The sequence below is a fragment of the Zobellella iuensis genome (genome assembly GCF_016746085.1).
Classification (GTDB): Bacteria; Pseudomonadota; Gammaproteobacteria; order Enterobacterales; family Aeromonadaceae; genus Oceanimonas; species Oceanimonas iuensis.
In genome coordinates, this window is the sequence record NZ_JAERTZ010000025.1 from 27,118 (window position 1) to 52,180 (window position 25,063).

General features: G+C 64.2%; 21 protein-coding genes. 8 read left to right on the plus strand and 13 right to left on the minus strand.

Going from position 1 to position 25,063, the window contains the following annotated elements:
* Positions 1 to 816, plus strand: a complete 816-nt coding sequence (locus JKV55_RS10970; protein ID WP_202085189.1) for a helix-turn-helix transcriptional regulator — start codon at positions 1 to 3, stop codon at positions 814 to 816.
* 81 nt (positions 817 to 897) lie between these two features.
* Complete coding sequence (locus JKV55_RS10975; protein WP_202085191.1) at positions 898 to 1,458, plus strand: YbhB/YbcL family Raf kinase inhibitor-like protein; 561 nt, start codon at positions 898 to 900, stop codon at positions 1,456 to 1,458.
* On the opposite strand, the gene JKV55_RS10980 is transcribed toward JKV55_RS10975, so the two are convergent.
* Complete coding sequence (locus JKV55_RS10980; protein ID WP_237332824.1) at positions 1,441 to 1,758, minus strand: helix-turn-helix transcriptional regulator; 318 nt, start codon at positions 1,756 to 1,758, stop codon at positions 1,441 to 1,443. The genes JKV55_RS10975 and JKV55_RS10980 overlap by 18 nt on opposite strands.
* 142 nt (positions 1,759 to 1,900) lie before the next feature.
* Between JKV55_RS10980 and JKV55_RS10985 the strand changes: the two genes are divergently transcribed.
* On the plus strand, positions 1,901 to 2,911 hold the full coding sequence (locus JKV55_RS10985) for a purine-cytosine permease family protein (protein WP_202085193.1): 1,011 nt from the start codon (positions 1,901 to 1,903) through the stop codon (positions 2,909 to 2,911).
* Positions 2,912 to 3,182: 271 nt separating this feature from the next.
* The gene (locus tag JKV55_RS19980) at positions 3,183 to 5,429 is read left to right on the plus strand and encodes a capsule polysaccharide biogenesis protein (protein ID WP_237332825.1); all 2,247 of its coding nucleotides are present in this window, start codon (positions 3,183 to 3,185) and stop codon (positions 5,427 to 5,429) included.
* A gap of 93 nt (positions 5,430 to 5,522) precedes the next feature.
* On the opposite strand, the gene solA is transcribed toward JKV55_RS19980, so the two are convergent.
* The 7 genes from solA to JKV55_RS11025 form a co-directional block, all read right to left on the minus strand.
* Positions 5,523 to 6,653: an N-methyl-L-tryptophan oxidase gene (solA, locus tag JKV55_RS10995; protein ID WP_202085195.1), complete on the minus strand. Its 1,131-nt coding sequence runs from the start codon at positions 6,651 to 6,653 to the stop codon at positions 5,523 to 5,525.
* A gap of 95 nt (positions 6,654 to 6,748) precedes the next feature.
* The gene (dedD, locus tag JKV55_RS11000) at positions 6,749 to 7,501 is read right to left on the minus strand and encodes a cell division protein DedD (RefSeq protein WP_202085197.1); all 753 of its coding nucleotides are present in this window, start codon (positions 7,499 to 7,501) and stop codon (positions 6,749 to 6,751) included.
* Positions 7,502 to 7,510: 9 nt separating this feature from the next.
* Positions 7,511 to 8,770 carry a bifunctional tetrahydrofolate synthase/dihydrofolate synthase gene (folC, locus tag JKV55_RS11005; RefSeq protein ID WP_202085205.1) on the minus strand — a complete coding sequence of 420 codons (1,260 nt, stop codon included), beginning with the start codon at positions 8,768 to 8,770 and terminating at the stop codon, positions 7,511 to 7,513.
* Positions 8,770 to 9,633 carry an acetyl-CoA carboxylase, carboxyltransferase subunit beta gene (gene accD / locus JKV55_RS11010; protein ID WP_202085207.1) on the minus strand — a complete coding sequence of 288 codons (864 nt, stop codon included), beginning with the start codon at positions 9,631 to 9,633 and terminating at the stop codon, positions 8,770 to 8,772. Before accD ends, folC begins: the two co-directional genes overlap by 1 nt.
* Positions 9,634 to 9,857: 224 nt before the next feature.
* Positions 9,858 to 10,655, minus strand: coding sequence for a tRNA pseudouridine(38-40) synthase TruA (gene truA, locus JKV55_RS11015; RefSeq protein WP_202085209.1), 798 nt, complete (start codon positions 10,653 to 10,655; stop codon positions 9,858 to 9,860).
* 92 nt (positions 10,656 to 10,747) lie between these two features.
* Positions 10,748 to 12,550 (minus strand): FimV/HubP family polar landmark protein, encoded by a 1,803-nt coding sequence (locus tag JKV55_RS11020; protein ID WP_202085211.1) that lies wholly within the window; start codon positions 12,548 to 12,550, stop codon positions 10,748 to 10,750.
* 143 nt (positions 12,551 to 12,693) lie between these two features.
* Positions 12,694 to 13,797, minus strand: a complete 1,104-nt coding sequence (locus JKV55_RS11025; RefSeq protein WP_202085212.1) for a 4-phosphoerythronate dehydrogenase — start codon at positions 13,795 to 13,797, stop codon at positions 12,694 to 12,696.
* Between the two features lie 113 nt (positions 13,798 to 13,910).
* Between JKV55_RS11025 and JKV55_RS11030 the strand changes: the two genes are divergently transcribed.
* Entirely contained in the window at positions 13,911 to 14,645 is a 735-nt protein-coding gene (locus JKV55_RS11030; protein WP_202085214.1) for a phosphatase PAP2 family protein, read from the plus strand.
* A 230-nt stretch (positions 14,646 to 14,875) separates the two neighbouring features.
* Here the strand turns inward: JKV55_RS11030 and fabB are convergent, their stop codons facing one another.
* A complete protein-coding gene (gene fabB, locus JKV55_RS11035) occupies positions 14,876 to 16,090 on the minus strand; it encodes a beta-ketoacyl-ACP synthase I (RefSeq protein WP_202085216.1) in 1,215 nt (404 codons plus the stop codon).
* A gap of 105 nt (positions 16,091 to 16,195) precedes the next feature.
* On the opposite strand from fabB, the gene mnmC reads away from it, so the two are divergent.
* A complete protein-coding gene (gene mnmC, locus JKV55_RS11040; RefSeq protein ID WP_202085218.1) occupies positions 16,196 to 18,187 on the plus strand; it encodes a bifunctional tRNA (5-methylaminomethyl-2-thiouridine)(34)-methyltransferase MnmC2/FAD-dependent 5-carboxymethylaminomethyl-2-thiouridine(34) oxidoreductase MnmC1 in 1,992 nt (663 codons plus the stop codon).
* Positions 18,188 to 18,324: 137 nt separating this feature from the next.
* On the opposite strand, the gene JKV55_RS11045 is transcribed toward mnmC, so the two are convergent.
* Entirely contained in the window at positions 18,325 to 18,822 is a 498-nt protein-coding gene (locus JKV55_RS11045; protein WP_369409642.1) for a DUF922 domain-containing protein, read from the minus strand.
* Between the two features lie 194 nt (positions 18,823 to 19,016).
* Here JKV55_RS11045 and corA point away from each other — a divergent pair, with 194 nt between their 5' ends.
* Positions 19,017 to 19,964: a magnesium/cobalt transporter CorA gene (gene corA / locus JKV55_RS11050; protein WP_202085220.1), complete on the plus strand. Its 948-nt coding sequence runs from the start codon at positions 19,017 to 19,019 to the stop codon at positions 19,962 to 19,964.
* On the opposite strand, the gene nrdD is transcribed toward corA, so the two are convergent.
* Together nrdD and nrdG are read right to left on the minus strand one after the other, a co-directional pair.
* Complete coding sequence (gene nrdD, locus JKV55_RS11055) at positions 19,934 to 21,772, minus strand: anaerobic ribonucleoside-triphosphate reductase (RefSeq protein ID WP_202085223.1); 1,839 nt, start codon at positions 21,770 to 21,772, stop codon at positions 19,934 to 19,936. The genes corA and nrdD overlap by 31 nt on opposite strands.
* Positions 21,769 to 22,224, minus strand: a complete 456-nt coding sequence (gene nrdG, locus JKV55_RS11060; RefSeq protein ID WP_202085226.1) for an anaerobic ribonucleoside-triphosphate reductase activating protein — start codon at positions 22,222 to 22,224, stop codon at positions 21,769 to 21,771. Before nrdG ends, nrdD begins: the two co-directional genes overlap by 4 nt.
* A 209-nt stretch (positions 22,225 to 22,433) precedes the next feature.
* Here nrdG and JKV55_RS11065 point away from each other — a divergent pair, with 209 nt between their 5' ends.
* Positions 22,434 to 22,895 carry a CreA family protein gene (locus tag JKV55_RS11065; protein ID WP_202085228.1) on the plus strand — a complete coding sequence of 154 codons (462 nt, stop codon included), beginning with the start codon at positions 22,434 to 22,436 and terminating at the stop codon, positions 22,893 to 22,895.
* A gap of 99 nt (positions 22,896 to 22,994) precedes the next feature.
* Here the strand turns inward: JKV55_RS11065 and uvrB are convergent, their stop codons facing one another.
* Positions 22,995 to 24,995, minus strand: coding sequence for an excinuclease ABC subunit UvrB (gene uvrB, locus JKV55_RS11070; RefSeq protein WP_202085231.1), 2,001 nt, complete (start codon positions 24,993 to 24,995; stop codon positions 22,995 to 22,997).
* Between the last annotated feature and the right edge of the window lie 68 nt (positions 24,996 to 25,063).

Consider the following 25,063-nt stretch of genomic DNA (forward strand, 5'->3'; position numbering starts at 1 on the left):
ATGCAGGCATTGATCAGGTCGGCAAAGCGCATCGTAAAGGCGCACTCTACGTTGCCCTTTTCGGTGTATTCGTCCGGCCAGGAGCAGCACATCCTCAATGTGCCGGTGAACAAACCCTTGCTGGTTTGTGTGCTCAACGGCCACAAGCAGCTGGGCAGCCAGGGCACGACCCATTGCCCGGCGGGCAGCTTTGTCTTTTTATCCAACCGCCCCGGCATCGACATGCGCAACATTCCGGCCGGAGCGGAATATTTCGCCCTGCTGCTGGAATTTGAGCAGGAAGACTTCGATGGCTTCACCGGCCGCCGGGCCAGCGCCCGGACGCATCTCCAGGGCCCCCTCCAGCCATTGCTGACAGATGCGCTCAGGCAGTTGATCGAATGGTCGGCCTATGCCCCGCCCGCGCTGTGGGGGCTGAGGCGCCGGGAAATCCTGCACACCCTTCACCACCTGGGCCACCGTGAAGTGGCCGCCCTGGCCGCGCCGCCCAGCCTCGGGTACCGGGTCCAGTGCCTTATCGGCAGCCGGATGGCGGAAGAGGTGGGCATGCCGTTTGTGTCTGCTGCACTGGCGATGAGTGAGTCCACCCTGCGCAGGAAGCTGGCCCATGAGGGAACCAGCCTGCAGGCCATCAAGGACAGGGTGAAACTGGGCCACGGGCTGCATTTGGTGCAGACCACCGCCAGCCCCATCGGGCTGATTGCCGAGCAATGCGGCTATCATTCCCAGTCTCGCTTTACCGACAAGTTCAAGTCGCTGTTCGGCATTACGCCGACCGAGCTCAGAAAAACCAGAATGACTGAAACGGGCGAATGAATGAAGGATTGGGTGCTAACCCGGGCCCGGATGCCCCCCTATGATCGGCCTCTCACACCAAGGTGTTTTCAGGAGGCTCTTATGTTCACTCACGCAAAAAAATGTTCCCTGGCGGTGCTGGCCGCACTGGCTTGCGGCCCGGCCCTGGCCGAGGAATTCACGCTGACCAGCACCGACATCGCGCCCGGTGAGTTTATGGCCAGCGCCCAGGAATTCCAGGGCTTCGGCTGCGCGGGCGGCAACCTGTCGCCCCAGCTTTCCTGGTCCGGCACCCCGCCAGGCACCCGGGCCTTCGCCATCCTGGCCTATGATCCGGACGCCCCGACCGGCAGCGGCTGGTGGCACTGGCAACTGGTGAATATCCCCGTGGACGTGCGCTCCCTCCCGGCTGGCGCCGGCGACCCGGGCAAGCAGCTGGCCCCCGCCGGCAGCCTCCAGACTGCCAACGACTACGGCAGCCCGGGCTTCGGCGGCGCCTGCCCGCCCCAGGGGCATGGCACCCATCGCTACCAGTTTACCCTGCATGCCCTGTCGCAAACGCTGGACTTGCCCGACAATCCCTCCGGGGCCCTGGTGGGTTATATGGTGAAGGCGCACTCGCTGGGCTCCAGCACCATAGAGGCCTTATACCGGCGCGACTGACCCAACACGCCCGCACCGGGTCTTGAAGCTGCGGCAGAAGTGGGCCTGGTCGTTGAAGCCCCATTTATAGGCGATATCGGCCAGGGTACGGCCGGGGCCGCCGCGGCGGATGTCGGCCTCGGCGCCCTGCAGGCGGAGTTCGCGGATCCACTGGCCGACGCTGAATTCCTGGCCCTGGAACAGCTTGTGCAAATAGCGGGTGGAAATGCCGGGAGTGACGGAAGGGAACACGGGAGTGACTTCAACACCGTCATGCTCGCGAAGGCGGGTATCCAGGGCAGGGGGCACGAGTTCTGACAACGCCGCCGGGTCTGCAGGCGCACATCCAGGTCCTGTCCATTTCCCTGAAAGACAAGGGTGAGTGCGCCCGGATGCAATTTTCCGTCCCCGGCTTGCCTTACGCTGCCTTGGTTAACAAGGGCTTAACAGGGGTTAGGCCCGCATGTCCCGCTTCGGCCTCACCATGGCCTGGTGGTCGGTGTGCAGCGCCATGTTCTGGCTGGTGGTGGCTGCCACCCTGGCCATCCACTACGGCACCCTCAATACCCTGATAGGGCTCGGCCTGTCGACCCTGTGCTATGCCCTGATCAACGCCGTGCTCAGCCGCCACGCCATCCGCACCGGGCTGTCGGTGGGGCTCTTTTCCCAGACCCTGCTGGGGCGCTCGGGGGCGGCCCTGGCCACGCTGATCTTTTTCGCCACCGCCCTCTATTACGGGGTGTTCGAAGGCTCGGTGATCGCCGTGGCCATCCAGGGCTACTTTCCCGCCCTCAGCCTGAACCAGGCCTACCTGCTGGTGGTGCTCTACAGCGTGCCCCTGGTGCTGGGCAGCGTGCAGCGCTGGCTGGACAAGCTCAACGGCGTGCTGCTGCCCTTCTATCTCCTTGGCCTGGCGGCGGTGCTGATGACCCTCAACAGCCATGGCTACAGCCACGCCTGGCTCGAGCTGGGGCCACAAGGCGAGGCGCCGGCGGACGGCTGGTGGCGCTGTTTCAGCTACTTCATGGGGGTGTGGATTCTGATGATGTACACCTGGGACTATGCGCGCCTGGGCCGGCAGGAGGATGCCGACGACCATGCCCGCATCAACTTCGGGCTGCCCTTCTACGTGTTCACCTTTGTGCTCAACGGCGTGGCCGGCATTTTCCTCGCCGCCAGCATTCCCACCGAGGGGCCGGTGACCGAGGTGTCGGTGGCGCTGGCGCTGCTCAAGCTGATGGGGTTCTGGGGCCTGGCCTTCGTCTGGGTGAGCCAGACCCGGATCAATACCGCCAACTTCTACCTGGCCACGGTCAACCTGCAAAGCTGCCTGGAAAAGGGCCTGGAAAAGGGCCTGGGGCTGGCGCTCGGCCCGCCTGGCTGCCGCACAACAGCCCTGAGGCCAGCCCAGTCCCGATACCCAGCGACAATTGCAGCCGGCGCAACCAGACTGCGCAGAACATCCCTGTGTTAAATGGCTGCCCGGCGCCTTGTTGAACACCGAGTACACGGACTCCGCGCTGGGTTAGCTTGCAAGGCTGTGAGCATGTTATTGCTCAACCAATAGCAAGGACGGTCCGCATTGCGCAGTAACATACCCCCATGATTACCCTGTTTATGTGGAGTGATATTTTGCTCATTGCATTCGCCCTGTCAGTGCCATCTTGGCCGCCTGCAGTAAAAAAGGGTCGGCGTGGTTTTGGGCTTCTGCTACATTGGCCCGATTCTGTTCTTATTTGATTTTTATGCTGTTAACCACTTCTTTGGGCATCTGGCGCCAGCGCCGGGTGCTGAATGCGTTTTTGGCTCCGCACGCCATTGGCTGGCCGGCGGCGGCAGGGGCCTCGGCCGTGGTGGGCTGGGGCATGAAGCCCAATACCGAGCGTGCCCGCCGGCTGGCGGCACGGCGGGGCCTGCCTTTCTGGCAGCTGGAAGACGGCTTTGTCGGCTATATCGGCCACCCGGCATCCGGCGCCACCCGGCTTTCACTGATGGTGGACGAAGTGGGCGTGTATTACGATGCCACCCGCCCCAGCCAGCTGGAGCTGCTGCTCCTGTCGCTGGAATGGTGGGATGAAAGCTGGCAGCAACGGGCGGAGCAGCTGCGGGAGCGGCTGGTCCGCCAGGGGATCACCAAGTACAACTGCTATCCCGATAATCGGCTGCCGCCGGCGGTGGCGGCCCGGCTGGATGCCGCCCGCCCCCGGGTGCTGCTGGTGGACCAGACCCGGGGCGATCAGGCCGTGCGCCTGGGGCTGGCGGGCGAGCAATCCTTTATGGAGATGCTGGCCGCCGCCCGTGACGAGAACCCCGGCGCCCAGTTGATCATCCGCACTCATCCGGATGTGCTGCTGGGCAAGAAACGGGGCTATCTGACCGGGGCGGCGGGAGACGATGTGTTGCTGCTGGCCGACACCGTCAATCCCTTTGCGCTGATGGCGGCGGTGGACAAGGTGTATACCGTTACCTCCCAGCTGGGGTTCGAGGCGCTGCTGGCCGGCAAGCCGGTGGTGTGCTTTGGCGCGCCCTTTTATGCGGGCTGGGGGGTCACGGACGACCGGGTGGCGGTGCCGCGCCGCGGCGTAAAGCGCACTGTGCCGCAGCTGCTGGCGGCGGCCTATCTGCGTTATTGCCGTTATGTGGACCCCATTACAGGCGAGCGCTGCGAGCTGGAAGCGCTGCTGGACCTGGTTGTGGCCCAGCGCCCGCCGCTGCCGCCGGTGGATACCCTGTATGCGGTGGGTTTTTCGCTGTGGCGACGGCGTTTTGCGCCGAGGTTTTTAAGCCGTTATGCGCGCCAGGTGAAATTTGTTGACCGCCCGCCCGCAGGGCCGAATTTATTCGACCGACACAGCTCCACCGAAGTGGACCCTACGGCGGACAGCGGTGCAACCATCGTCGGGTCGGATTTATTCGACCGACACAGGTCCACCGAAGTGGACCCTGCGGCGGACACCGGTGCAACCATCGTAGGGTCGAATTCATTCGACCGAACCACCGCGCCGTTGGCGGGACGGTCCACTGAAGTGGACCCTGCGGTGGATCCTGCGGTGAGACCTGCCGGGGCGGTGCTGGTGTGGGGCCGCCAGTTCGAGCGGGAGCTGGCCGCTTGCCCGCTGCCGGTGTGGCGGATGGAAGACGGCTTTTTGCGCTCGGTGGGGCTGGGTTCTGATCTGCGCCGCCCGGGCTCCCTGGTCATCGATAACCAGGGCATCTATTACGATCCGCGCACGCCCAGCGCCATCGAGCATTATCTGGCCAGCCATGAGTTCGGCCCGCAAGAGCTGGCCCAGGGCGAGCAGCTGATGGCCCACTTCAAGGCCCGGGCGCTCACCAAGTACAACGTCGGCACCCAGGTTGAACTGGGCTGGCGGAAGCTGGCGGGCGCGCGGGCCATCATCCTGGTGCCCGGCCAGGTGGATGACGACGCCTCCATCCTGCTGGGCAGCCCCTTTGTGCAGGGCAACGCCGCCCTGTTACAGGCGGTGCGCGCGGCCCACCCCCAGGCCTTTATCGTATTCAAGCCGCATCCGGATGTGGTGAGCGGCAATCGCCGGGGCCGGGTGCCGGAAGCGGTGCTGGCCTGCTGCGCCGATCTGGTGGAAACCCAGGCCGGCATTGTGGCCTGCCTGGACGAATGCGACGCCGTGCATACCCTGACGTCCCTCACCGGGCTGGAGGCGCTGATCCGCGGCAGGCCGGTCACCGTGTGGGGCCAGCCGTTTTATGCCGGTTGGGGCCTTACCCGGGATCAGCACCCGGTCGGCCGCCGGGGCCGGCCCCTGCCCCTGGCCGCGCTGGTATACGCCACCTATGCCTGGTACCCCAGCTATGTGGATTATCCCACCGGACTGTACAGCACCCCGCTGCGCATGGCCTGGCGCCTGGACCGGGAGCGGGAGCGATTCAGGGAGCCGGACAACGCCCTGTTGCGCGGTATCCATCGCCGGCTGTACAAGGCCCGGTTTTTGTGGGAGGCGTTGCGGGGCTGAGCTGTCCGGCAAGGGCCGGGTCAATGGACAGCTCCGATGGTGTCCTACCCTGCGACCATTGCCAGCCCTGGTGGTGCGAGTATGCGATAGACCCTACCCGAATCGGGCCAGGCGGAAGGGCGCCAGCTCGAAGCCGGGCTCGCCGTCCAGCATCCAGTGGGCGAACAGCTCGCCCAGCACGCTGGCGAATTTGAAGCCATGGCCCGAGCAGGCGCTGGCGAAAAAGACCTGCTCGTGCTCCGGGTGCCGATCCAGAATAAAATCCTCGTCCGGGGTGCGGATATAGTGACAGGCCTTGCCTTCGATAAAGTCGCCCACCTGCGGCAGGTAGCGGTGCACGAAGCTATCCAGCTCCTCCCGATCTTCCGCTAGGGTGCCAAAAGGCGCCAGCGGCTCGCCCGGTGCCAGAAGCTGGCCGCCGTCGTGGCGGCCGAGCTTGAAACCGGCACCATCCAGGGTCGGGAAACCGTAGTAGATGCCTTGTGCCACGTCGGCGGAAAAGCCTGGAAAGCGCCCGGGGCCCATGCTCGCCTCGTCGGCCCGGTACCAGGCGAAGGTCTTGCGCACCCGGGTCAGCGGCAGGCTCAGCCCCAGCCCGGCGAGCAGGCGGGCGCTATGCTGGCCGGCGCAGATCAGCGCCTTGCCCGCACGGACTTCCCCCTGTGCGGTACTGGCCGTTACCCCACCCGCACTATCCATGCTCAACGCCCGCACGGCGCTGTGCTCGAGCAGCCGGGCGCCCGCCCGCTCGGCAAGGCGACGATAGGCCAGCAACGCCCGCTCGCAATAAAGCACACCCGCCTCTGGCTCGAAAGCCCCGCCCTGCCCCTCCGGCAGGTGCCAGGCGGGCCAGCGCCGGCCGATGGCATCCCCCTCCAGTTGCTCCAGCGCCAGGCCGTACTCCCGGGCACTGGCCGCCACCTGATGGATAAAGAGACTGTCGGCCCGGCCCAGGTTCAGCACGCCGCAGGGCAGCAACAGCGACTCGCCGCTTTCGGCTTCCAGTTCCTGCCAGAGCCGGCGGGCGCGCAGCAGCAGGGGCACATAGCGGGCACCCTCGCCATAGGCGTAGCGGACAAGGCGGGTGCTGCCGTGGTGCGAGCCCAGGGCATGGGGCGGCGCCCCCTCGTCGAGCAGCACCACCCGCGCCCCGCGCCGGGCCAGCTGGTAGCCCGCGGCCAGACCCACCGAGCCCGCCCCGATCACCATGATATCTGCCTGCATACCGATCCCTTTTCTTGCCATGCTCTCGTTATTGTTCCATTCCAAAACAACAGGGCCCCGCCTGCACGAACAAACGGGGCCCTGGAGTCCGGCGCTTACTGAGGTCGCACCGAGCCTTTCAAACCGGTCAGCCGCTCCAGCGCCGCCAGCTGTTGCTCCAGACTGGCCTTACTGTCGGGGCCTACCCAGACCCGGTTCAGCTCTCCCTGGCGCGGCACCGCTGGGGTGGTCTGGGCCCGGTAACCGGCGGCACGCAGCTTGGCGACCAGGGCGTTGACGTTGTCCGCGCTGCGGAAGGCGCCCAACTGCACGATATAATTGCCGCCCTGGGGCTGGGCCTGCTGGCTTACGGGCGCGGATTGCGGCGCCGGTGCCGGCTGGATAATGGGCGCCGGCTGGATAATGGGTGCCGGCTTGATGATCGGCGCCGGTCTGGGTGTCGGCTGGGCGGCCACCTGGGGTGCGGGTTGCGGCGCCGGCTGGGCAACGGGCTGCGGCGCCGGCTGGGCAACGGGTTGCGGTGCCGGCTGGGCAACGGGTTGCGGTGCCGGCTCCGGGCGGGCCGCCGCGACCTGGGGCTGGGGCGCCACCGGCGGCGCCTCCTTCACCTCTTCCAGCGTCCAGACTTCCGGCTTGGCGGCCGGTGCCGCCGGCTGCACGGCCAGCTCGGTGGTCGGCGGAGCCGTCACCGCGGGCCGGGCCGGTTCAAGCTCGGGCCGCAGCGGGATGCTCACCGCCTCTTCTGGTGTCCCCTGTTGTTTGCCATCCAACAAATCGGGCAGAAAAATGATACCCAGGGCCACCAGGATCACGGTGCCTGCCAATCGATGCTGAAATTGTGTTGCCAAAGAAGCCTCTTATGCGCTTGCCGGTTGTTGTGTCTTGCTCGCCAATACCTCGGCTACAGTGTAAAACGAGCCGAAGGCAATGACGATATCCTGTTCACCACACGCTGTTTGTGCCGCCTGCAGCGCCGCCTCGACCGACGCGAAGCAGTGTCCGCCCGGTTGTTGCAGGGCCAGTTCATCGGCGCTGGCGCCCCGGGGGCCTCCCAGGCCGGCCAGGTACCAGACATCGATAAGGGGACGCAGCGGCGCCAGGCTGGCGGCGATGTCCTTGTCCTTGAGCATGCCGACCACCGCCAGGCGCCGGCCGGACACCGGCAGCGCCGCCAGGCGGCTGGCGAGATAGGCCGCCGATTCGGGGTTGTGAGCCACGTCCACCCACAGCCGGGGCTCCAGCTGCTGCATGCGCCCGCCAAGCCGGGCCTGGCGCAAACCGGATGCCACCGCCTCGGCCCCCGGTTTAAAGGGAGACAGGGCCAGGGTCGCCAGCGCGGTGGCCGCGTTCATCAACGGCAGGCTCGGCACCGGCAGGCCATCGAGCCGCCATCCCAGGCCCTGGAAGGACCAGAGCCCGTCCTGTTGCTGCCAGTGGTAATCCCGCCCGGTACAAGCCAGCGGCGTACCCAGCCGCTGTGCATGTTCGAGCAAACGGGCGGGCGGCGCCGGATCGCCGCATACCGCCGGCTTGCCGCTACGGAAAATACCGGCCTTTTCATAGCCGATGGCTTCCCGATCCGAGCCCAGCCAGTCGGTGTGATCCAGGGAAACGGTGGTGATCACGGTCTGGTCCGACGCCACCGCATTGGTGGCATCCAGCCGCCCGCCCAGGCCGACTTCCAGCAACACCACATCGGGGGCCGCCTCCCGGAACAGCCAGAGGGCGGCCAGGGTCGTGAACTCGAAATAGGTCAGGGCTACCCCGTCCCGGGCCGCCTCGACCGCGGTGAAGGCGGCACAGAAATCGGCCGGCTCCGGGCTGGTCCCCCGGATCCTTACCCGCTCGCGGTAGTCGAGCAGATGCGGGGATGAGTAGACCCCGACACTGTAGCCGCCGGCCGCCAGCACGGACTCCAGCAGCGCACAGGTGGTGCCCTTGCCGTTGGTGCCGCCCACGGTAATGACATGACTGGGCAAACGGAGCAGGCCAAGCCGCCCGGCCACCAGAGTCATCCGCTCGAGTCCCAGCTCGATATGGGCGATGTTCAGGCCTTCCAGCAAGGCAAGCCAGTCCGCAAAGGACCGGTTTGAGACGGGATCACGCACGGCGCTCATCAGAACTCTGCCGGCTCCTGGTTCATCAGCTTGCCGATCAGGCCTGCCAGGCGATCGCGCATTTCGCGACGATCGATGATCATGTCGATGGCGCCGTGCTCCAGCAGGAACTCGCTGCGCTGGAAGCCTTCGGGCAGCTTCTCGCGCACCGTCTGCTCGATGACCCGGGGGCCGGCAAAGCCGATCAGGGCCTTGGGTTCGCCCACGTTGACGTCACCCAGCATGGCCAGGCTGGCGGAGACCCCGCCCATGGTCGGATCGGTCAATACCGAAATAAAGGGCAACCCGGCCTGGGACAGGCGATTGAGGGCGGCACTGGTCTTGGCCATCTGCATCAGGGAGAACAGGGCTTCCTGCATGCGGGCGCCGCCGGAGGCGGAGAAGCACACCAGGGCCCGGTTTTCCGCCAGGCAAGCTTCCACCGCCTTGACGAAACGCGCCCCCACCACCGAGGCCATGGAGCCGCCCATAAAGGAAAATTCAAAGGCGCAGGCCACCACCGGCAGTCCTCTCAGGGTGCCCTTCATCACCACCATGGCATCTTTTTCATTGCTGGCTTTCTGGGCGGCGCTGATCCTGTCCTTGTATTTTTTGGAGTCCTTGAATTTCAGCACATCCTGGGGCTCCAGCTCGACGCCCAGCTCTTCCCGGCCGTCCTGATCCAGGAACTTGTCCAGACGCATGCGGGCACCGATGCGCATATGATGATCGCACTTGGGGCAGACTTCCAGATTGCGATCCAGCTCGGCACGATACAGCACCTGTTCGCAATTGGAGCACTTGGTCCAGACCCCTTCCGGAATATTATGACGACGAACACCGATGTTCTTATTCTTGGGGAGAATTTTCTCAAGCCAACTCATGGAAATCCTTAGCGTTAATGCATAGTTATCACGCAGTTTGATCAGGTTGAACCGGTACTGTCAATCGGCCTGCGCCGCCTGGCGACACCCTTGACCGGCCCCTGACAGCCCCGATTGCCGACCGCCGCCTGCCGGGGCAGGCGACCGCATTGCTGGCTGGCATTAAACCATATAACTGCATGCAGGTTGATAAAAAACTGGTACCACAGACACTGGTCTTACCGCTATTCAATCAGGTGATCGGGCAACCACAAGGGGCCGGGAACCGGGCTCGGCAAGCCGAAATGGGCGGGGTAATCCACTTCCACCAGATAGAGTCCGCCCGCCTTGGCGGTAACCCCGGCCAGGTTGCGATCCCGTCCTTCCAGTATTTCCTTCACCCAGCCGGCCTCGGCCTGGCCCATGCCCACCGCCAGCAGGGAGCCGGTGATGTTGCGCACCATATGGTGCAGAAAGGCATTGGCCTTGATGTCGAGCACCACATAATGCCCGTAGCGCTTGACGGTCAGGTGCATGATGTTGCGATAGGGGCTGCGCGACTGGCACTGTACCGCCCGAAAGGCGCTGAAATCCCGTTCACCCAGCAGGCACTGGCCCGCCTCATGCATTTTTTCGGCGTCGATCGGGCCGGCATAATGGCTGACGCCTCGGCCATGAATGGCCGGCCGCATATTATGGTTGAAAATAATATAGCGGTAGCGTCGGGCGGTGGCGCTGAAGCGGGCGTGGAAGTCGTCATTCACCGGCTTGACCCAGCGCACCGCGATATCCGCTGGCAGGTTGGCATTCATTCCCAGGGTCCAGGCCCCGGGCTGGCGCTCGGCCCGGGTGTCGAAATGCACCACCTGGCCGGTGCCGTGTACGCCCGCATCGGTGCGCCCGGCACACTGCACCTCTACCGGGTGATCGGCGATTTTTGAAAGGGCTTTTTCCACCTCTTCCTGGATGCTGGAAACTTCCCGTTGCCGTTGCCAGCCATAATAGCGGCTGCCGTCATACTCGATGCCAAGGGCAATGCGCATAATCAGTTCCAAGGTCAAAAAGGACGGCAATTATACCTGTTACGACAACAAATTGAAGAACCGGCCTCGGAGTAAGGCCGGGGTGGGCAGGATTATCGTTTGGCCAGACGCTGCAACAGTTTGCGGGCGTCGGCCTGCTGCTCGCTGTTGCCCTTTTCCAGCGCTTCGTTGAGCAGATCCCGGGCGCTGTCGATATCTTCGATTTCGATATAAGCCCGGGCCAGATCCAGCTTGGCGCCCATGCCGCCCTCGTCCAGATCGATGTCGATATCCCGCCCCTGGCCGAGCACATCGGCATATTCATCCAGCTCCAGCTCCAGCTTGCGCTCGTAGTCGCGCTCGGGGCCTTCGCTGAGCTCCGCCTCTTCCATCAGTTGTTCGACGGAAACATAAGGCTCATCGGCCAGATCGGGCTCCGGCAGCCCGGCGCCTTCCGGCTCGCCGGCGACCTCGGCCGGATTGGCATCAAACAGCAGATCATCGATATCGTCGTTTGACACCTTGTTCCTGGCGTCCCCTCCCCCTGCGGTTTCGTCATCAAACAGCATCTGCGAGAGATCTTCTTCGGGTTCCGGTTCCGGCTCCGGCACCACCTCCGGCGCCGGGGGCTGCTGGCGCAGGGCCTCCTGCTCTTCCTGCAGCTGCTGCTCTTCCAGGAAACGGGCGAAGGCATCTTCGTCAATATCCCGCTCGGCGGCGGACAGTTCGGGGTCGGTGGCCGGCTCGGACGGGGCAGCCACCGGGGCGGGATCCGCTGCGAACAGTTCCTCGAATTCATCGCGTTCGTCGTCGATCATGGCCGTCTCGGCCAGCTCCCGCTCCTGCTCGGCCAGCTCCCGCTTGACCCTGTTGCGCCACCACAGGGTAAAGAGCGCCAGCAGCAGCAGCGCCGGCAGGGTCAGCACCAGGGCCAGGTTGAGCGGGTTGCTCAGCAGCTCGTCGAGCCAGCGGCCGATGCCGGGAGACGCGGCGGTGGCAGGGCTTGCCCCTTCACGCGCCACCTTGAGCTCGTCCACTTCCGCCGTTAGCTGGCTCAGGCGCTGACGCAGCACCTGGTTATTGTCGGCCAGCGCCGCCAGCTGTTCGTTGGACATGGCCACCTGCTCGCGCAGTTCATCCATCAGCCGGGCCTGCAACCGGGCCAAGGCCAGCTCCTCGGCCTGATCCGGCGTCGGCGACGGGGCGGTCGCCGGCGCTGCGGCAGCCACAGCCTCGGCTTTACCCGGAGCTGTCGCCGTGGTCGAAACCGGTGCCGCCACCACGGGAGCCGTCGCCGGTTTTGGTGCGCTCAACACGGTTGCGCTGGCGGCCTGGGCCGGCGCCGCCGGCGAGGGCCTGGCAGGCTGCGGCTGGGCGGCCGGCCTGGGCACTGCGGGCGTGGCCGGTTGGGGCGCGGAGGCCGCCGTTGGCCTGGCCGCCGCTTCTTGCCGCGGTGCCGTGGCCGCCCGGGTCGCGGAGCGGTTGCCTTGCTGGCTCAGGCGGCGGAATTCCGCCTCGGCTTCGCGGGGCGAACGCTGCTGGGCCTGGGAGGGGGTGGGCAGGCGCAGAGTGGCGCCACGCTGCAGGTAGTTGATATTGCCCCGTACAAAGGCATTGGGGTTGAGATGATAAAGCGCCACCATGGTCTGCTGGACGGTAACGGGCGCCTGGGTATGGCGGGCGGCGATGGCCCACAGGGTATCGGTGCTGCGGATGGGGCCATAACGTCCGGCCGGCGGCTGCGCCGGGACGGCTTGGGCCACGGGGGACGGCGCCGCCGGCGGCGGGCTCTGCGCCGGTGCGGAAGATTCGGGTCCCCTCAGTTCGATATAAAATTCGCCCTGCGCCAAGGAAGGTGCGGAGCAGGCCAGCCACAAGGCCAGACCGGAACAAAGGTGGGGTCTGAGTCGTCTCATTGCGTATCTTGTATCCTTTTCCTGACTCTTCACCGGAGCATCCGGCAGTCTTGGCTCGCCATGGCACAAGTGTAGAAAAAAACAGTGCCAATAGGAACTTATCTATCCGCTTTATCGATACCTGCTCTATCGGCCGGAGCGGCTCAGGCTTTAAATCCCAATGACGCGAACGTCGTGCCGGCCGCGCTGAGCTGCAGCGAACCCAGCTCACGCCGCTGCGGATAGTCCTTGCGCAACCGGTCGAAAAAGCCGGGTTGCCCCAGCGCCCGGCGAAAGGCGCCGTCGTCCTGTTCGATATCATAAACCAGGCGGACCAGGCGCTCGAGCAACACCTGATCCGGCCGCTGCGCCAGGGTCACCCTACTGACCGGCGCCGCCGGCAACAACTGCTCCGGGCTCATGGCCAGCGCCTTGCCCTGCTGTTCGCACAAGGCCCGGTACAGGGCGAAGGTGCCCCGCACCTTGCCCTCCAGGCTGTAGCCGGCGATATGGGGTGTCGCGAGCAGCACATGGGGCACCAGGGCGGCCAGTACCTCCGGTTCGTGCTCCCACACATCCATCACCAGCGTCAGCGGCGCCGGCCCCAACTGCCGCTGCAGCAGGGCCTGGTTGTCCCACACTTCCCCCCGGCAGGCGTTGATCAGCACCTGTTCGGACGACAGCCCCTCGATCGCTCGACTATCCAGCAGGTGCCAGCTGGGGTGGGCACCGTCGCGACTCAGCGGAACATGGAAGCTGACGATATCGGCGCTCAAGGCTTGTTCAAAACTGACAAAATCCGCCGGATCCCGTTCGGCCCTGGGCGGATCGCACAACAGTACCCTCATCCCCAGCGACCGGGCTCGCCCGGCGACTTCGCTGCCGGTATTGCCGGCACCGATAATGCCCAGGGTCCGGCCCTCGAGCTGCCAGCCCTTGTGTGCCGCCACCCGCAACAGGGCCGCCAGCAGGTAGTCGCCTACCGCGACCTTGTTGCAGCCCGGTGCGCTGGCAAAGCCGATGCCCTTGCGCTCGAGCAGGGCGGTATCGATGTGGTCACAGCCGATGGTGGCGGTACCTACGAAGGACAAGCGCCCGGCCTTGGCCAGCAGGGTCTCGTCCACCCGGGTAATGGAACGGACCAGCAGCACATCCACATCCTGCAACTGCTCCGGGCTGATGTTCCGGCCGGGGCAGGTTTCGACCTCGGCCCAGTCACCAAACAATTCCTGCACAAACGGCATGTTTTCATCGGCCAGCAATTTCATCAGACACCTCCTCGAACGGCGGAACATTGTACCCCGAGTTGCCCCGGGCTTCAGCTGTAATCGCCCTCTTCATTTTGCTAGACTCGCCGCTTTCTCTTTACCGGCGTTCTCTGATGACATTACGGTTACTGTTCGGTGTCCTGGCCATACTGGTCGTGCCGGTGGCGCTCGCCAGCCTGGGTTACCACTGGCACTGGCACTGGTTTCCCTTGCTGGATCTGGACGAGCCGCCGGCACTGCTGGCCTATGGCCTCACGCTGTCGGTCGGCAAGGCCGGTATCGCCATCGCGCTCGCGCTGCTGAGCGCCCTTACCCTGCATCGCTGGCGGCGGCGCCCGGGCCAGTTGCTGGTGTTCTTTCTCTGCCTGATGACCGCCCTGGGCGGGGCCTTCGTCACCAAGACCCTGGCCAAGCTGTATTTCAAGGAGCCCAGGCCCTATGTGCTCTGGCTGGAGGAGCAGGGCAAGATCGACAGCGACCGCTTCTATGCCCAACGGGAGTCGGTACGCGAACAATGGCTGGCCGAAGGCCTGAGCCGGGTATCGGAGCAGCAAATCCCCGGCTGGCTCAAGCTGCACTGGCAGGAAGAAGTGAACTACTCCTTCCCATCCGGCCATTCCATTGCCGCCATGACCATCGCCGGGTTCTTCTGTCTGTTGCTGGGTTACCGCCGCGCCTCGCCCTGGCTGGTCGGCGCCCTGGCCGGCTGGGCGGTGGCGGTGTGCTATTCCCGCCTTTTACTGGGCCTGCACTGGCCCGCCGATATCCTGGCCAGCAGCCTGCTGGGCTTTTTGTTCGGCGCCCTCGGTGCCTGGGGCTTTATCCGCTGGGATCGACGGCAGTTGTGAGCGGGAAGATAGCCGGAAAGAACGCCGTCGCTATTGCAGACCGCTGACCAACCTCCGGATTACTCTGTTGTCACTCCCGCGAAGGCGGGAGTCCAGTGCAATCTCTCATGGACCTCCGCCTGCGCGGAGGTGGCCACTATTGAACACAGTGCCAAAGGGAAAACAAAAAGGGCGCCGAAGCGCCCTTTTACATTTCAACCTGGGTGTCCATTTCAACCTGGGTGGTTCGATCAGCCCTTGTACTTGCTGAACACCAGGCTGGCGTTGGTGCCGCCGAAACCGAAGCTGTTGGACATCACGGTGTCCAGCTCGACTTCCTGGTATTCGGTGACGATGGGCAGGCCCTGGGCCTTCTCGTCCAGCTCGGTGATGTTGATGCTGGGCGCGATAAAGCCGTGCTCCAGCATCAGCAGCGAGTACACCGCCTCGTGCACGCCGGCGGCGCCCAGGGCATGGCCGGTCATCGCCTTGGTGGCGGAGATGTAGGGGGCCTCGGTGCCGAACAGGCTGTGGATGGCCTCCAGCTCCTTGACGTCGCCCACCGGGGTGGAGGTGCCGTGGGTGTTGACGTACTGCACCGGCGCCGGCGCCGTGGCCATGGCCTGCTTCATGCAGCGCACCGCGCCCTCGCCGGAAGGGGCCACCATGTCGTAACCGTCGGAGGTGGCACCGTAGCCGGTGATCTCGGCGTAGATCTTGGCGCCGCGCTTGAGGGCGTGCTCCAGCTCTTCCACCACCACTATGCCGCCGCCACCGGAGATGACGAAGCCGTCACGACCGGCGTCGTAGGTGCGGGAGGCCAGCTCCGGGCTCTCGTTGTACTTGCTGGACAGGGCGCCCATGGCGTCGAACTGCAGTGCCAGGGTCCAGTCCACCTCTTCACCGCCGCCGGCGAAGACGATGTCCTGCTTGCCCATCTGGATCTGTTCCAGGGCGTGGCCGATGCAGTGGGCCGAGGTGGCGCAGGCGGAGCTGATGGAGTAGTTGATACCCTTGATCTTGAAGGGAGTGGCCAGGCAGGCGGAAGTGGTGGACGACATGGTGCGCGGCACCATGTAGGGGCCGACCCGGCGCACGCCTTTTTCCCGCAGGGTGTCGCAGGCTTCAATCTGGTTCTTGGAAGAAGCGCCGCCGGAGCCCACCACCAGGCCGGTACGCTCGTTGGACACCATGGACTCGTCCAGTCCGGCGTCGGCGATGGCCTGCTCCATGGAAAGATAGGCAAAGGCGGCGGCATCGCCCATAAACCGCATGACCTTGCGGTCGATGTGCTCGGCCGGGTTCAGTTTGATGTTCCCCCATACCTGGCTGCGCAGATTATAGTCAGCAAACTGCTGGGAGAAGCTGATACCGGAGCGGCCCGCCTTGAGGGAGGCAAGAACCTCTTCCTGATTGTTGCCAATGCTGGACACCACACCGATACCGGTAATGACTGCTCTTCTCATCTATCTTTCCTACTGTCTTGATTTGGCGCCAATTCTAACCACAAAACATGGTCAAACTGGTCTGCTTTCACATAAAATGGCCGCTTTTACGGCCCCGGAGGTTCAGTGTCACCCCACTTCATTACAACCGCGCGCCTGGACTGGAATGACCAAGGCACACCGGTCGCCGCCGCGTTCGACGATGTCTATTTTTCCAACGACAACGGCCTGGCCGAGACCCGCTATGTGTTCCTGGGCCAGAACGGCCTGCCGCAACGCTTTATCGATCACGACCGCGCCCTGTTCGTGGTGGCCGAAACCGGCTTCGGCACCGGCTTGAACTTTCTGGCCACCTGGCAGGCATTTATCGACTATCGTCGGCAATATCCGCAAGGTAACGCCCGGCGCCTGCACTTTATCAGTGTGGAAAAATACCCGCTTTCCCACGCCGATCTGCAACAGGCCCTGGGCCAGTGGCCAGAGCTTAGCACTTTAAGCGAACGTTTGTTAGCTGAATATCCGCTGGCCGTGAGCGGCTGCCACCGGCTGTGGCTGGCGGAGGATGTCTGCCTGGATCTGTGGCTGGGCGACGTGGCCGAGCTGCTGCCCCAGATGGAGGCCGGGCTGGCGGGCAAGGTGGATGCCTGGTACCTGGACGGCTTCGCTCCCGGCAAGAACCCCGAGATGTGGACCCCCGAGCTGTTCCGGGAACTGGCCCGCCTGGCCAGGAACGACGCCACCCTGGCCACCTTTACCGCCGCCGGCTTCGTCCGTCGCGGCCTGCGGGAGGCCGGCTTCGAGGTGGCCCGGGTCAAGGGCTTCGGTCGCAAGCGGGAAATGCTGGCCGGGCACCGCCGCCCGGAGGCCCGCGCGCCCTACCCCACGCCCTGGTACTGGCGCCGCCCCGGCCGGGGCGGCCACACCCTGATCGTCGGTGCCGGGGTGGCCGGGGCCGCACTGGCCCAGGCCCTGACCCGCCGCGGCCACCGGGTGACCCTGCTGGAACAGGCCGCCGAACCCGCCGCCGGCGCCTCGGGCAACCGCCAGGGCGCCGTCTATCCGCTGCTGAACGGCGAGCACGACGGCCTCAGCCGGTTTTATCTGCAGGCCTTCCTGTACGGGCGCCGGGCCTTGCCGGCCCTGGCAGGGCGCCAGCCCTTTGCCCACGACTGGTGCACCGTGGTGCAACTGGCCCACGATGAAAAAAGCAGCGCTAAAATCGACAAGCTGCTCGCGAGCCACTTCCCGCTCGAGCTGGTACAGCCCCTGACGGCCGAGCAGGTCAATACCCTCACCGGCATCGAAGCCAACCAGACCGGGGTCGCCTACCCGCTGGGCGGCTGGGTCTGCCCCTTCGAACTGACCCGGGCCTTGCTGGCCGAGGCAGGGCGCAGCGGCCTGCTCGACTGCCGTTTCGATACCCGGGTTAGCGCGCTGAGCCATGACGGCCGGCACTGGCACCTCAACACCAGCGGCGGCGACTTTTATGCCGACAATGTGGTGCTGGCCAACGGCCACGAGCTGACCACCCTGCCCCAGACCGAAGGGCTGGCACTGTATCCGGTGCGGGGCCAGGTCAACCACCAACCCACGACGCCGCAACTGGCGCCGCTCAAGACCGTGGTCTGCTACGAAGGCTACCTCACCCCGGCCTGGCAGGGGCAGCACTGCGTCGGCGCCAGCTACGGCCGCCAGCAGACCGGCCTGGACTACAGAGCCGGGGACGAACGGGACAACCTGGACAAGCTGGTGCGCACCCTGCCCAGCCTGCAGGGGCTGACCGCCGCAGCCGGCGCCGGCCGGGTGGGCATCCGTGCCGCCTGCCGGGATCACCTGCCCCTGGCCGGGGCCGCGCCGGACAAGCAAACCCAGCTGGAGCACTACAACGGCATGCACCAGAAACCCTGCCAGGCCCTGCCGCTGGCGGCGGACTGGCCGGGGCTCTATGTGCTGTCGGGGCTGGGCTCCAGGGGCATGTGCTCGGCGCCGTTGCTGGCGGAGCTTTTGGCCGCCCAGTTGCTGGACGAGCCCTATCCGCTGGCGCGGGAACTGCTGGCCGCGCTCAATCCCAACCGGCACTGGCTGCGCAAGCTGCAAAAGGGAAAACCGCTAACATGAAGCTGTAAGCCGTAAGTTGTTTCGAGTGGGCGGTGAATTGGGTGTTGTGCCTGCACAGGCCGCATTTATTGCAAATGCGGCTCTTGTTTAGCATTCAACACCGGGCAGCTTAAAGCATACAGCTTCACCGAAGGTGATTACTGCACCGGACGGATCAACCCCAGGTTGCGGCCATAGTCGTTTTGCTGCTGGAAGTCCCGCAGCAGGGTCTGGGCGATCTCCAACTGGTGGTAGCCCACGTTGTCCGCCACCCGCCGCAGCTGATCGCAGCTCGGCTGGGGAGCTAGCTCGAACAGGGAGCGCTCCAGCCATTCCGCCGCCAGCAGGGCCCGCTCCCGCACCAGCCGCTCATAGGCGGTGAGGGCCAGCCGGTAGTTTTGCCAGTCCGGCGTTTGCGGCCATTCCAGCGGCTCGGTCACGGTGGCGGTGAGCGAGACCAGCACCTGGGCCGGCAGGCAGCCCTGCTCGCCCTCCTGTCCCGACAGTTGCCAGGACAGGCTGTAATCCACGTCCGCCAGGTTCGGCTCCAGTGCGCTGGAGCCGTACACATCCACCGTCTGCCGGGCTTTCAGCGTCATCTCGGCGGCGGCAGGCATCGCCAGCAGCAACATCAGGGCACAATATATTCGCTTCACGACAGCTCTCCGGTGGACAGTCCTTATAACAAGGATCAGCATCATTATAGGCCCGTCGGGGTGTCAAGTCATTTGAGTCTACATCTGCCGGGACGAAAATTAACGCCGAAACCACCCCCGATGTCACAGATTGCCTGACATCCGCCGCCGGCCTCTATATAGTGCCACTCACTGTTTATTGGTTGGAGAGCTGTATGATCACAGCCTATACACTGAACGGAAAGTCCCTCGATATTCAGCCGCTTACCACCGAGGACTCGTTGCCCGTCGATACCCTGTGGCTGGATATTTTCAAACCCGACGAACTCGAACAACAGTGGATGAAACAACTGTTCGTCGAGGAAGCACCGGAGCTGGACGAACTGGACGATATCGAGGCCTCGGCCCGCTTCTACCGGGACAAGGACGGCCTGCACATCCATTCCCTGTTCCCCCAGCGGCTGGGCAAGGAAATCGACGGCATCAACGTGCTCTTCACCCTGCGCAACAACATGGTGATCAGCCTGCGGGAAGACGATCTGGGGCTGATGCGGCTGCTGCGCCACTATATGCGCCAGGACCGGCTGGAGGTGGAAGACGCCCCGGATCTGCTGCTGGAAATTTTCCAGCTCAAGATAGAGTACATTTCCGATCTGATCGAAGACGGTTACAAGACCCTGGAAGACACCGCCAAGGAAGTGCTGCAGGTGGACGACCTGCACAGGACCCTGTCGGATCTGATGCTGCAGGAGAACGGCAACGGCCACATCCGGCTGGCGCTGTACGACACCCGGCGCGCCCTGCGGTTTTTGAAACGCTCGCTGCGCCAGAGCGCCAGCGACGAGCAGCGTAAATGGATCGACGAGATGCTCTACGACATCGAATCCCTGCTGCCCCACACCCAGTTCCTGTTCGACAAGATCAACTTCCAGCTGGAAGCCGCCATGGGCTTTACCAGCCTGGAGCAGAGCAAGGTGATCAAAATCTTCTCGGTGGCCGCCGTGGTGTTCCTGCCGCCGACCCTGATCGCCAGCATTTACGGCATGAACTTCGAGATCATGCCGGAGCTGGGCTTCGACTACGGCTATATCATGTCGCTGGTGATGATGCTGATGTCCGCCTGCGGCACCTACTACTTCTTCAAACGCAAGGGCTGGCTGTAAGGGCCGGGACTGGGGAGTCCCCAGTCCCGATATGACCGGTGGTAGAAGCGCCGGCCGTGCTCGGCCCGGCGGCCGGCGCTGAAGGCGGACACCCGCTTCAGGTAGCCGATCACCCGGGTGGCATGGTCGATATTTTCGCTGCCGCACTGCCCGCACGCCCAGTCGGTGTGCTTGCTGATATGGCCGCAGTCATTGCACAGGGTAGCGCGCACGTTCACGGTAAAGTAATGGCAGCCGCTGCTGGCGGCGATACGGTACAGCTGCAGGTAACCGGCCTGGCTCAGGTGCTCGTCCAGGTTGAGGTGCAGTGCCGAGCCGCCGTCCAGGTACTGCACCAGGTCTTTGCCGTGCAGCACGAACTTGTCGAGCACCTGGGTCTCTTCCTCGTCTTCCACCACATAGAAGTAGGAGTTGTAGCAGTCCCGCGACACCGCATAGCCGTCGGCCCTGTCCCACTTGGCGTTTTTCACCCCCAGGTTTTCCGCCGGCACGAACTCGGTGTTGAACAGGTAGCCGTATTCCTGCCGCGCCATGCGGTTGGCGTCGTAGATGATCTTCAGCCGTTCGCTGACAAAGCGCTGGTAGTCGGGATTGTTGCCGACCCTGATGCCCCGGTATTCCGCGGCCTCCACCATGCCGTTGATGCCGATGGTGAGAAACTGCTTGTCCAGGCTGATAAAGCCGGCATCGTAGACGGTGAGGATGCCATTTTCCAGGAAGTCTTCCATCAGCTGGCGGTAGGCCACCTGGTAGCGCTGGATTTTGTGGATTTCGCCCAGCAGGGAGCGCCCATCCTGCTCCAGCCGGTTCATGTTGAGGGTGATGACGTTGATGGATCCGGTGGCCACTCCGCCCGCCCCCAGGGTGTAGGAAAAAGTATGATCGCTCACCTCGTTGCGCAGCCGGCAGCAGGAGGCCAGGGAGTCGGCGCTGTCCGACATATAGATAAAGAAGCTGTTGCCCCGGCTCATCTGCTCGGCACAGAGCCCGGCAAAGTCGGTATCGGCCGGCGCGCCGTTCCGGGTCAGCATGGCGGCGGTCACCACCGGGAAGGTCAGTACCGCCTTGCGTCGTTCTTCGTTGAACCAGTCGAGGAAGTGGGCCTGCAGCCGGAACACCGAGTCGGCCTGGGGACGGCTGCCGTCGGGGAAGACGAAAAACTCGAACATGGTGGTGAAGTAATCGCGATCGAACAGGGAGATATTCCAGAACACGCTCTGGTAGCCCCTGGCCGCCGCCGGCTGGTTGATGGCGTAGACCACATGCTGCAGATGGTTGTTGATGGCATGGGCATGCTCGGTGAGGTAGTCGTCGCCATAGTCCTTGCGGGCGAAATAGTCGAAGTAGGTCAAAAACTCCACCGTGGCCACGGCGCCGGCAAACTGGGAGCTGATGGCGAACACCAAGTTGACGAAGGCGCCGCAGAAGGACTCCAGGTGACGGGGTGCCTTGCTCTCACCGCCGAGCCGGGTCAAGCCATCGAGCAGGAAAGGGTACATGGTGATGGACACGCAATAGGGCTTGAGGCTGGTTTCATCGTGCACGTAGATCTCATGCTGTTCTATCTGCCGCTCGTATTCCGTCGCCAGCTCGGCGCCGAACAGCTCGGCAATCTTGTTCTTCACCAGGCCCCGGTTCACCTGCACGAAAAAATCCTTCATCAGCTCCGCCTCGGCGGTAGCGATGTTCTTCTGGGTCACGTTGGCATTGGGATCCATCTTGGAGCCATCCGCCGCGTTGGGCGCCTTCATATAAGCATTAAAGCTGTCTACCTTGGCACTCAACTGCTCCGGGTGCAGACGTATCATGACCTTCTCCAAAAAATGTGATTGAGCGATTCACCCGTGCTCAGGCAAATCAGCCGTTGATTAGTGTCCCTGGAGTCGAGACCGCCGAGCTCGGCCCGCCAGGGGCCCGTCTTGAGGTAGTCGAGCTCGGCCAGCAGCGACCGGCCCAGCCGTTCCCGCCCGGTATAGAGGCAGGTCTTGAGCCCCTGCCGCCGCACCTGGCGCAGCAGTGCCAGCAGCGCCTCCCGGTCCCATTCTCCGCCAAAAAACAACACGCAGGTCAGCAGGACCCGATAACGCTCCAGCCAGCCCTGCAGCCGTTCGCCGGTGAGCGGGCTGCCCGCTTGCGGGTTCCAGCTGTCGCGGCTGTGGCAGCCCGGGCAGGCCAGGGGGCAGCCGGTGACCAGCCAGGCCAGGCTGACCTCGCCGGGTACTTCCTGCAACACTACCCTGGGTTCGAAAGCATTAAGCATCACTCGGCACCAAACACTACATGTTGTGTTTAATGCTAAATAGAAACACCATATATTGGAACAAGGCGATTTCCCGATCTCGCCTTTCCCTGATCTGGATCAGGCCGACGGCACGAAAGGACAAAACAGATACAACTTTACATGGCAAGCTGCCTGTGGCTTGCTCGGGCCCCAGTGAACGCCCCTGAACCAAGACCGGGAGAAAAAAGATGACGAGAACGACCATGGGCCTGCTGCTGCTCGCCCTTACCCTGAGCGGCTGCGACAACAAGGAGGTGGGCAAGGTCTCGCTCGGGGTGTTCACCACCAAGGACATCAAGATAGAGGTGCTGACCGATCCGGTGGTCACCGGCGTTACCTGCCATATTTCCAATGTGGTGGCGGATTTGAGTTTGGCGGATCCGTCCGACATGTCGATCAGCTGCCGCCAGACCGGCGAGATCACCCCCGCGATGATAGCGGCGGTGGACAAGTCCCGGAGTGGGGATATCGTGTTCAAAAAGTCGAAGAGCGTCTTCCTGAAGAGCCTGAAGATCCGCCGTATCTACGACGAGGCCAGCCAGACCCTGCTGTACGTGGCCTACAGCACCAAGGAAACCGAAGGCAGCTTCAAACACTCGCTGTCGACGGTGCCGCTGTGGGATACCGCGGCGTATCAGGCAAAGCCCTGACCGGAAGCCGGAAGCCGGAAGCCGGAAGCCGGAAGCCGGAAGCCGGAAGCCAGGTAGGCTCTCACTTCTAGCTTCTAGCTTCTAGCTTCCGGCTATGGTTCAGCTGCGGAGCAACTGCTCCCGCAGCGCATGGATGCGATCGCGCGCCGCGGCTGCCTGCTCGAATTCCAGGTTGCGGGCGTGATCCAGCATGGTCTTTTCCAGCTCGGCGATCTGGGTCGCCAGCTCCTTGGCGCTGGGCAGGTGCGCCGGCACCGGGGTTTTCTCCTTGGCGCGCTTGGAGCCGACCCGCTTGGTACCGTCCAGATCCATCACATCGGTAATGCGTTTGTTGAGCCCCTTGGGCACTATGCCGTGCTCCTCGTTGAAGCGCCGCTGCAATTCCCGGCGGCGTTCGGTCTCGCCGATGGCGGCGGCCATGGAGCGGGTGATGCGATCCGCATAGAGGATGGCCTTGCCGCGCAGGTTGCGCGCCGCCCGCCCTATGGTCTGGATAAGCGACCGCTCGGAGCGCAGGAAGCCTTCCTTGTCCGCGTCCAGAATGGCCACCAGCGAGACCTCCGGCATGTCCAGCCCCTCGCGCAGCAGGTTGATGCCCACCAGCACGTCGAACTGGCCCAGGCGCAGATCGCGGATGATCTCCATTCGCTCCACGGTATCGATGTCGGAGTGCAGGTAACGCACCCGCACCCCGTGATCGTTCAGGTATTCGGTCAGATCCTCGGCCATACGCTTGGTGAGGGTAGTGACCAGCACCCGTTCGTCCCGCTCGGCGCGGGCGCGGGCTTCCGACAGCACGTCGTCCACCTGGGTGGCCACCGGCCGTACCTCCAGCTCGGGATCGAGCAGGCCGGTGGGGCGCACCACCTGCTCGGCAACGTCGCCGCCGGACTTATCCAGCTCATAGGGGCCGGGGGTGGCGGACACGAACACCGTCTGCGGCATCAGGGCCTCGAACTCCTCGAAGCGCAGGGGCCTGTTGTCCAGCGCCGAAGGCAGCCGGAAACCGTACTCCACCAGAGTTTCCTTGCGCGAGCGGTCGCCCTTGTACATGCCGCCGATCTGCGGCACCGTGACGTGGGATTCGTCGATAATCAGCAGGCCGTCGCCGGGCAGGTAATCGAACAGGGTGGGCGGCGGCTCGCCCTCCCCCCGCCCCGAGAGATAACGGGAGTAGTTCTCGATACCCGAACAGTAGCCCAGCTCCTGGATCATCTCGATGTCGAACTGGGTGCGCTGGCTGATGCGCTGCTCTTCCAACAGCTTGTTGGCCGCCAGCAACTGGGCCTTGCGTGCCTGCAGCTCCACCTTGATCTGCTCTATCGCGCCCAGCAGGGTCTCGCGCGGGGTCACATAATGGGTCTTGGGGTAGATGGTAAAGCGCGCCAGGCCCTGCTGCACGGCGCCGGTGAGCGGGTCGAACAGGCTGATGCGCTCGATTTCATCGTCGAACAGCTCTACCCGCACCGCCTCGCTGTCGGACTCCGCCGGGAAAATGTCGATCACTTCACCCCGCACCCGGAAGGTGCCGCGCTGAAAGGCGGCGTCGTTGCGGCTGTATTGCAGCTCCGCCAGCCGGCGCAGCATGTCGCGCTGGTGGAGCCGGTCGCCGGTGCGCAGGTGCAGCATCATGCTCAGGTAGGACTGGGGGTCGCCCAGGCCGTAGATGGCCGACACCGAGGCGACGATGATCACGTCCCGCCGCTCCATCAGCGCCTTGGTGGCCGACAGCCGCATCTGCTCGATATGATCGTTGATGGAGGCGTCCTTTTCGATAAAGGTGTCGGTGGTCGGCACATAGGCCTCGGGCTGGTAGTAGTCGTAGTAGGAGACGAAGTACTCCACGGCATTGTGGGGAAAGAACTCCTTCATCTCACCGTAAAGCTGGGCCGCCAGGGTCTTGTTGGGCGCCAGTATCATGGTGGGCCGGTTCAGCCTGGCGATGACGTTGGCCATGGTAAAGGTCTTGCCGGAGCCGGTCACCCCCAGCAGGGTCTGGTGTGCCAGGCCGGCATCGATGCCCTCCAGCAGCTGCGCTATCGCGTTGGGCTGATCGCCGCTGGCCTGATAGTCGCTGACCAGTTGGAAGTCTTTACTCATTGCCGCTCTCCTCTTTCACCAATATCCAGTTTACCCCTGCCGGGCCGGTAAATTTAAGCGAAAACTGC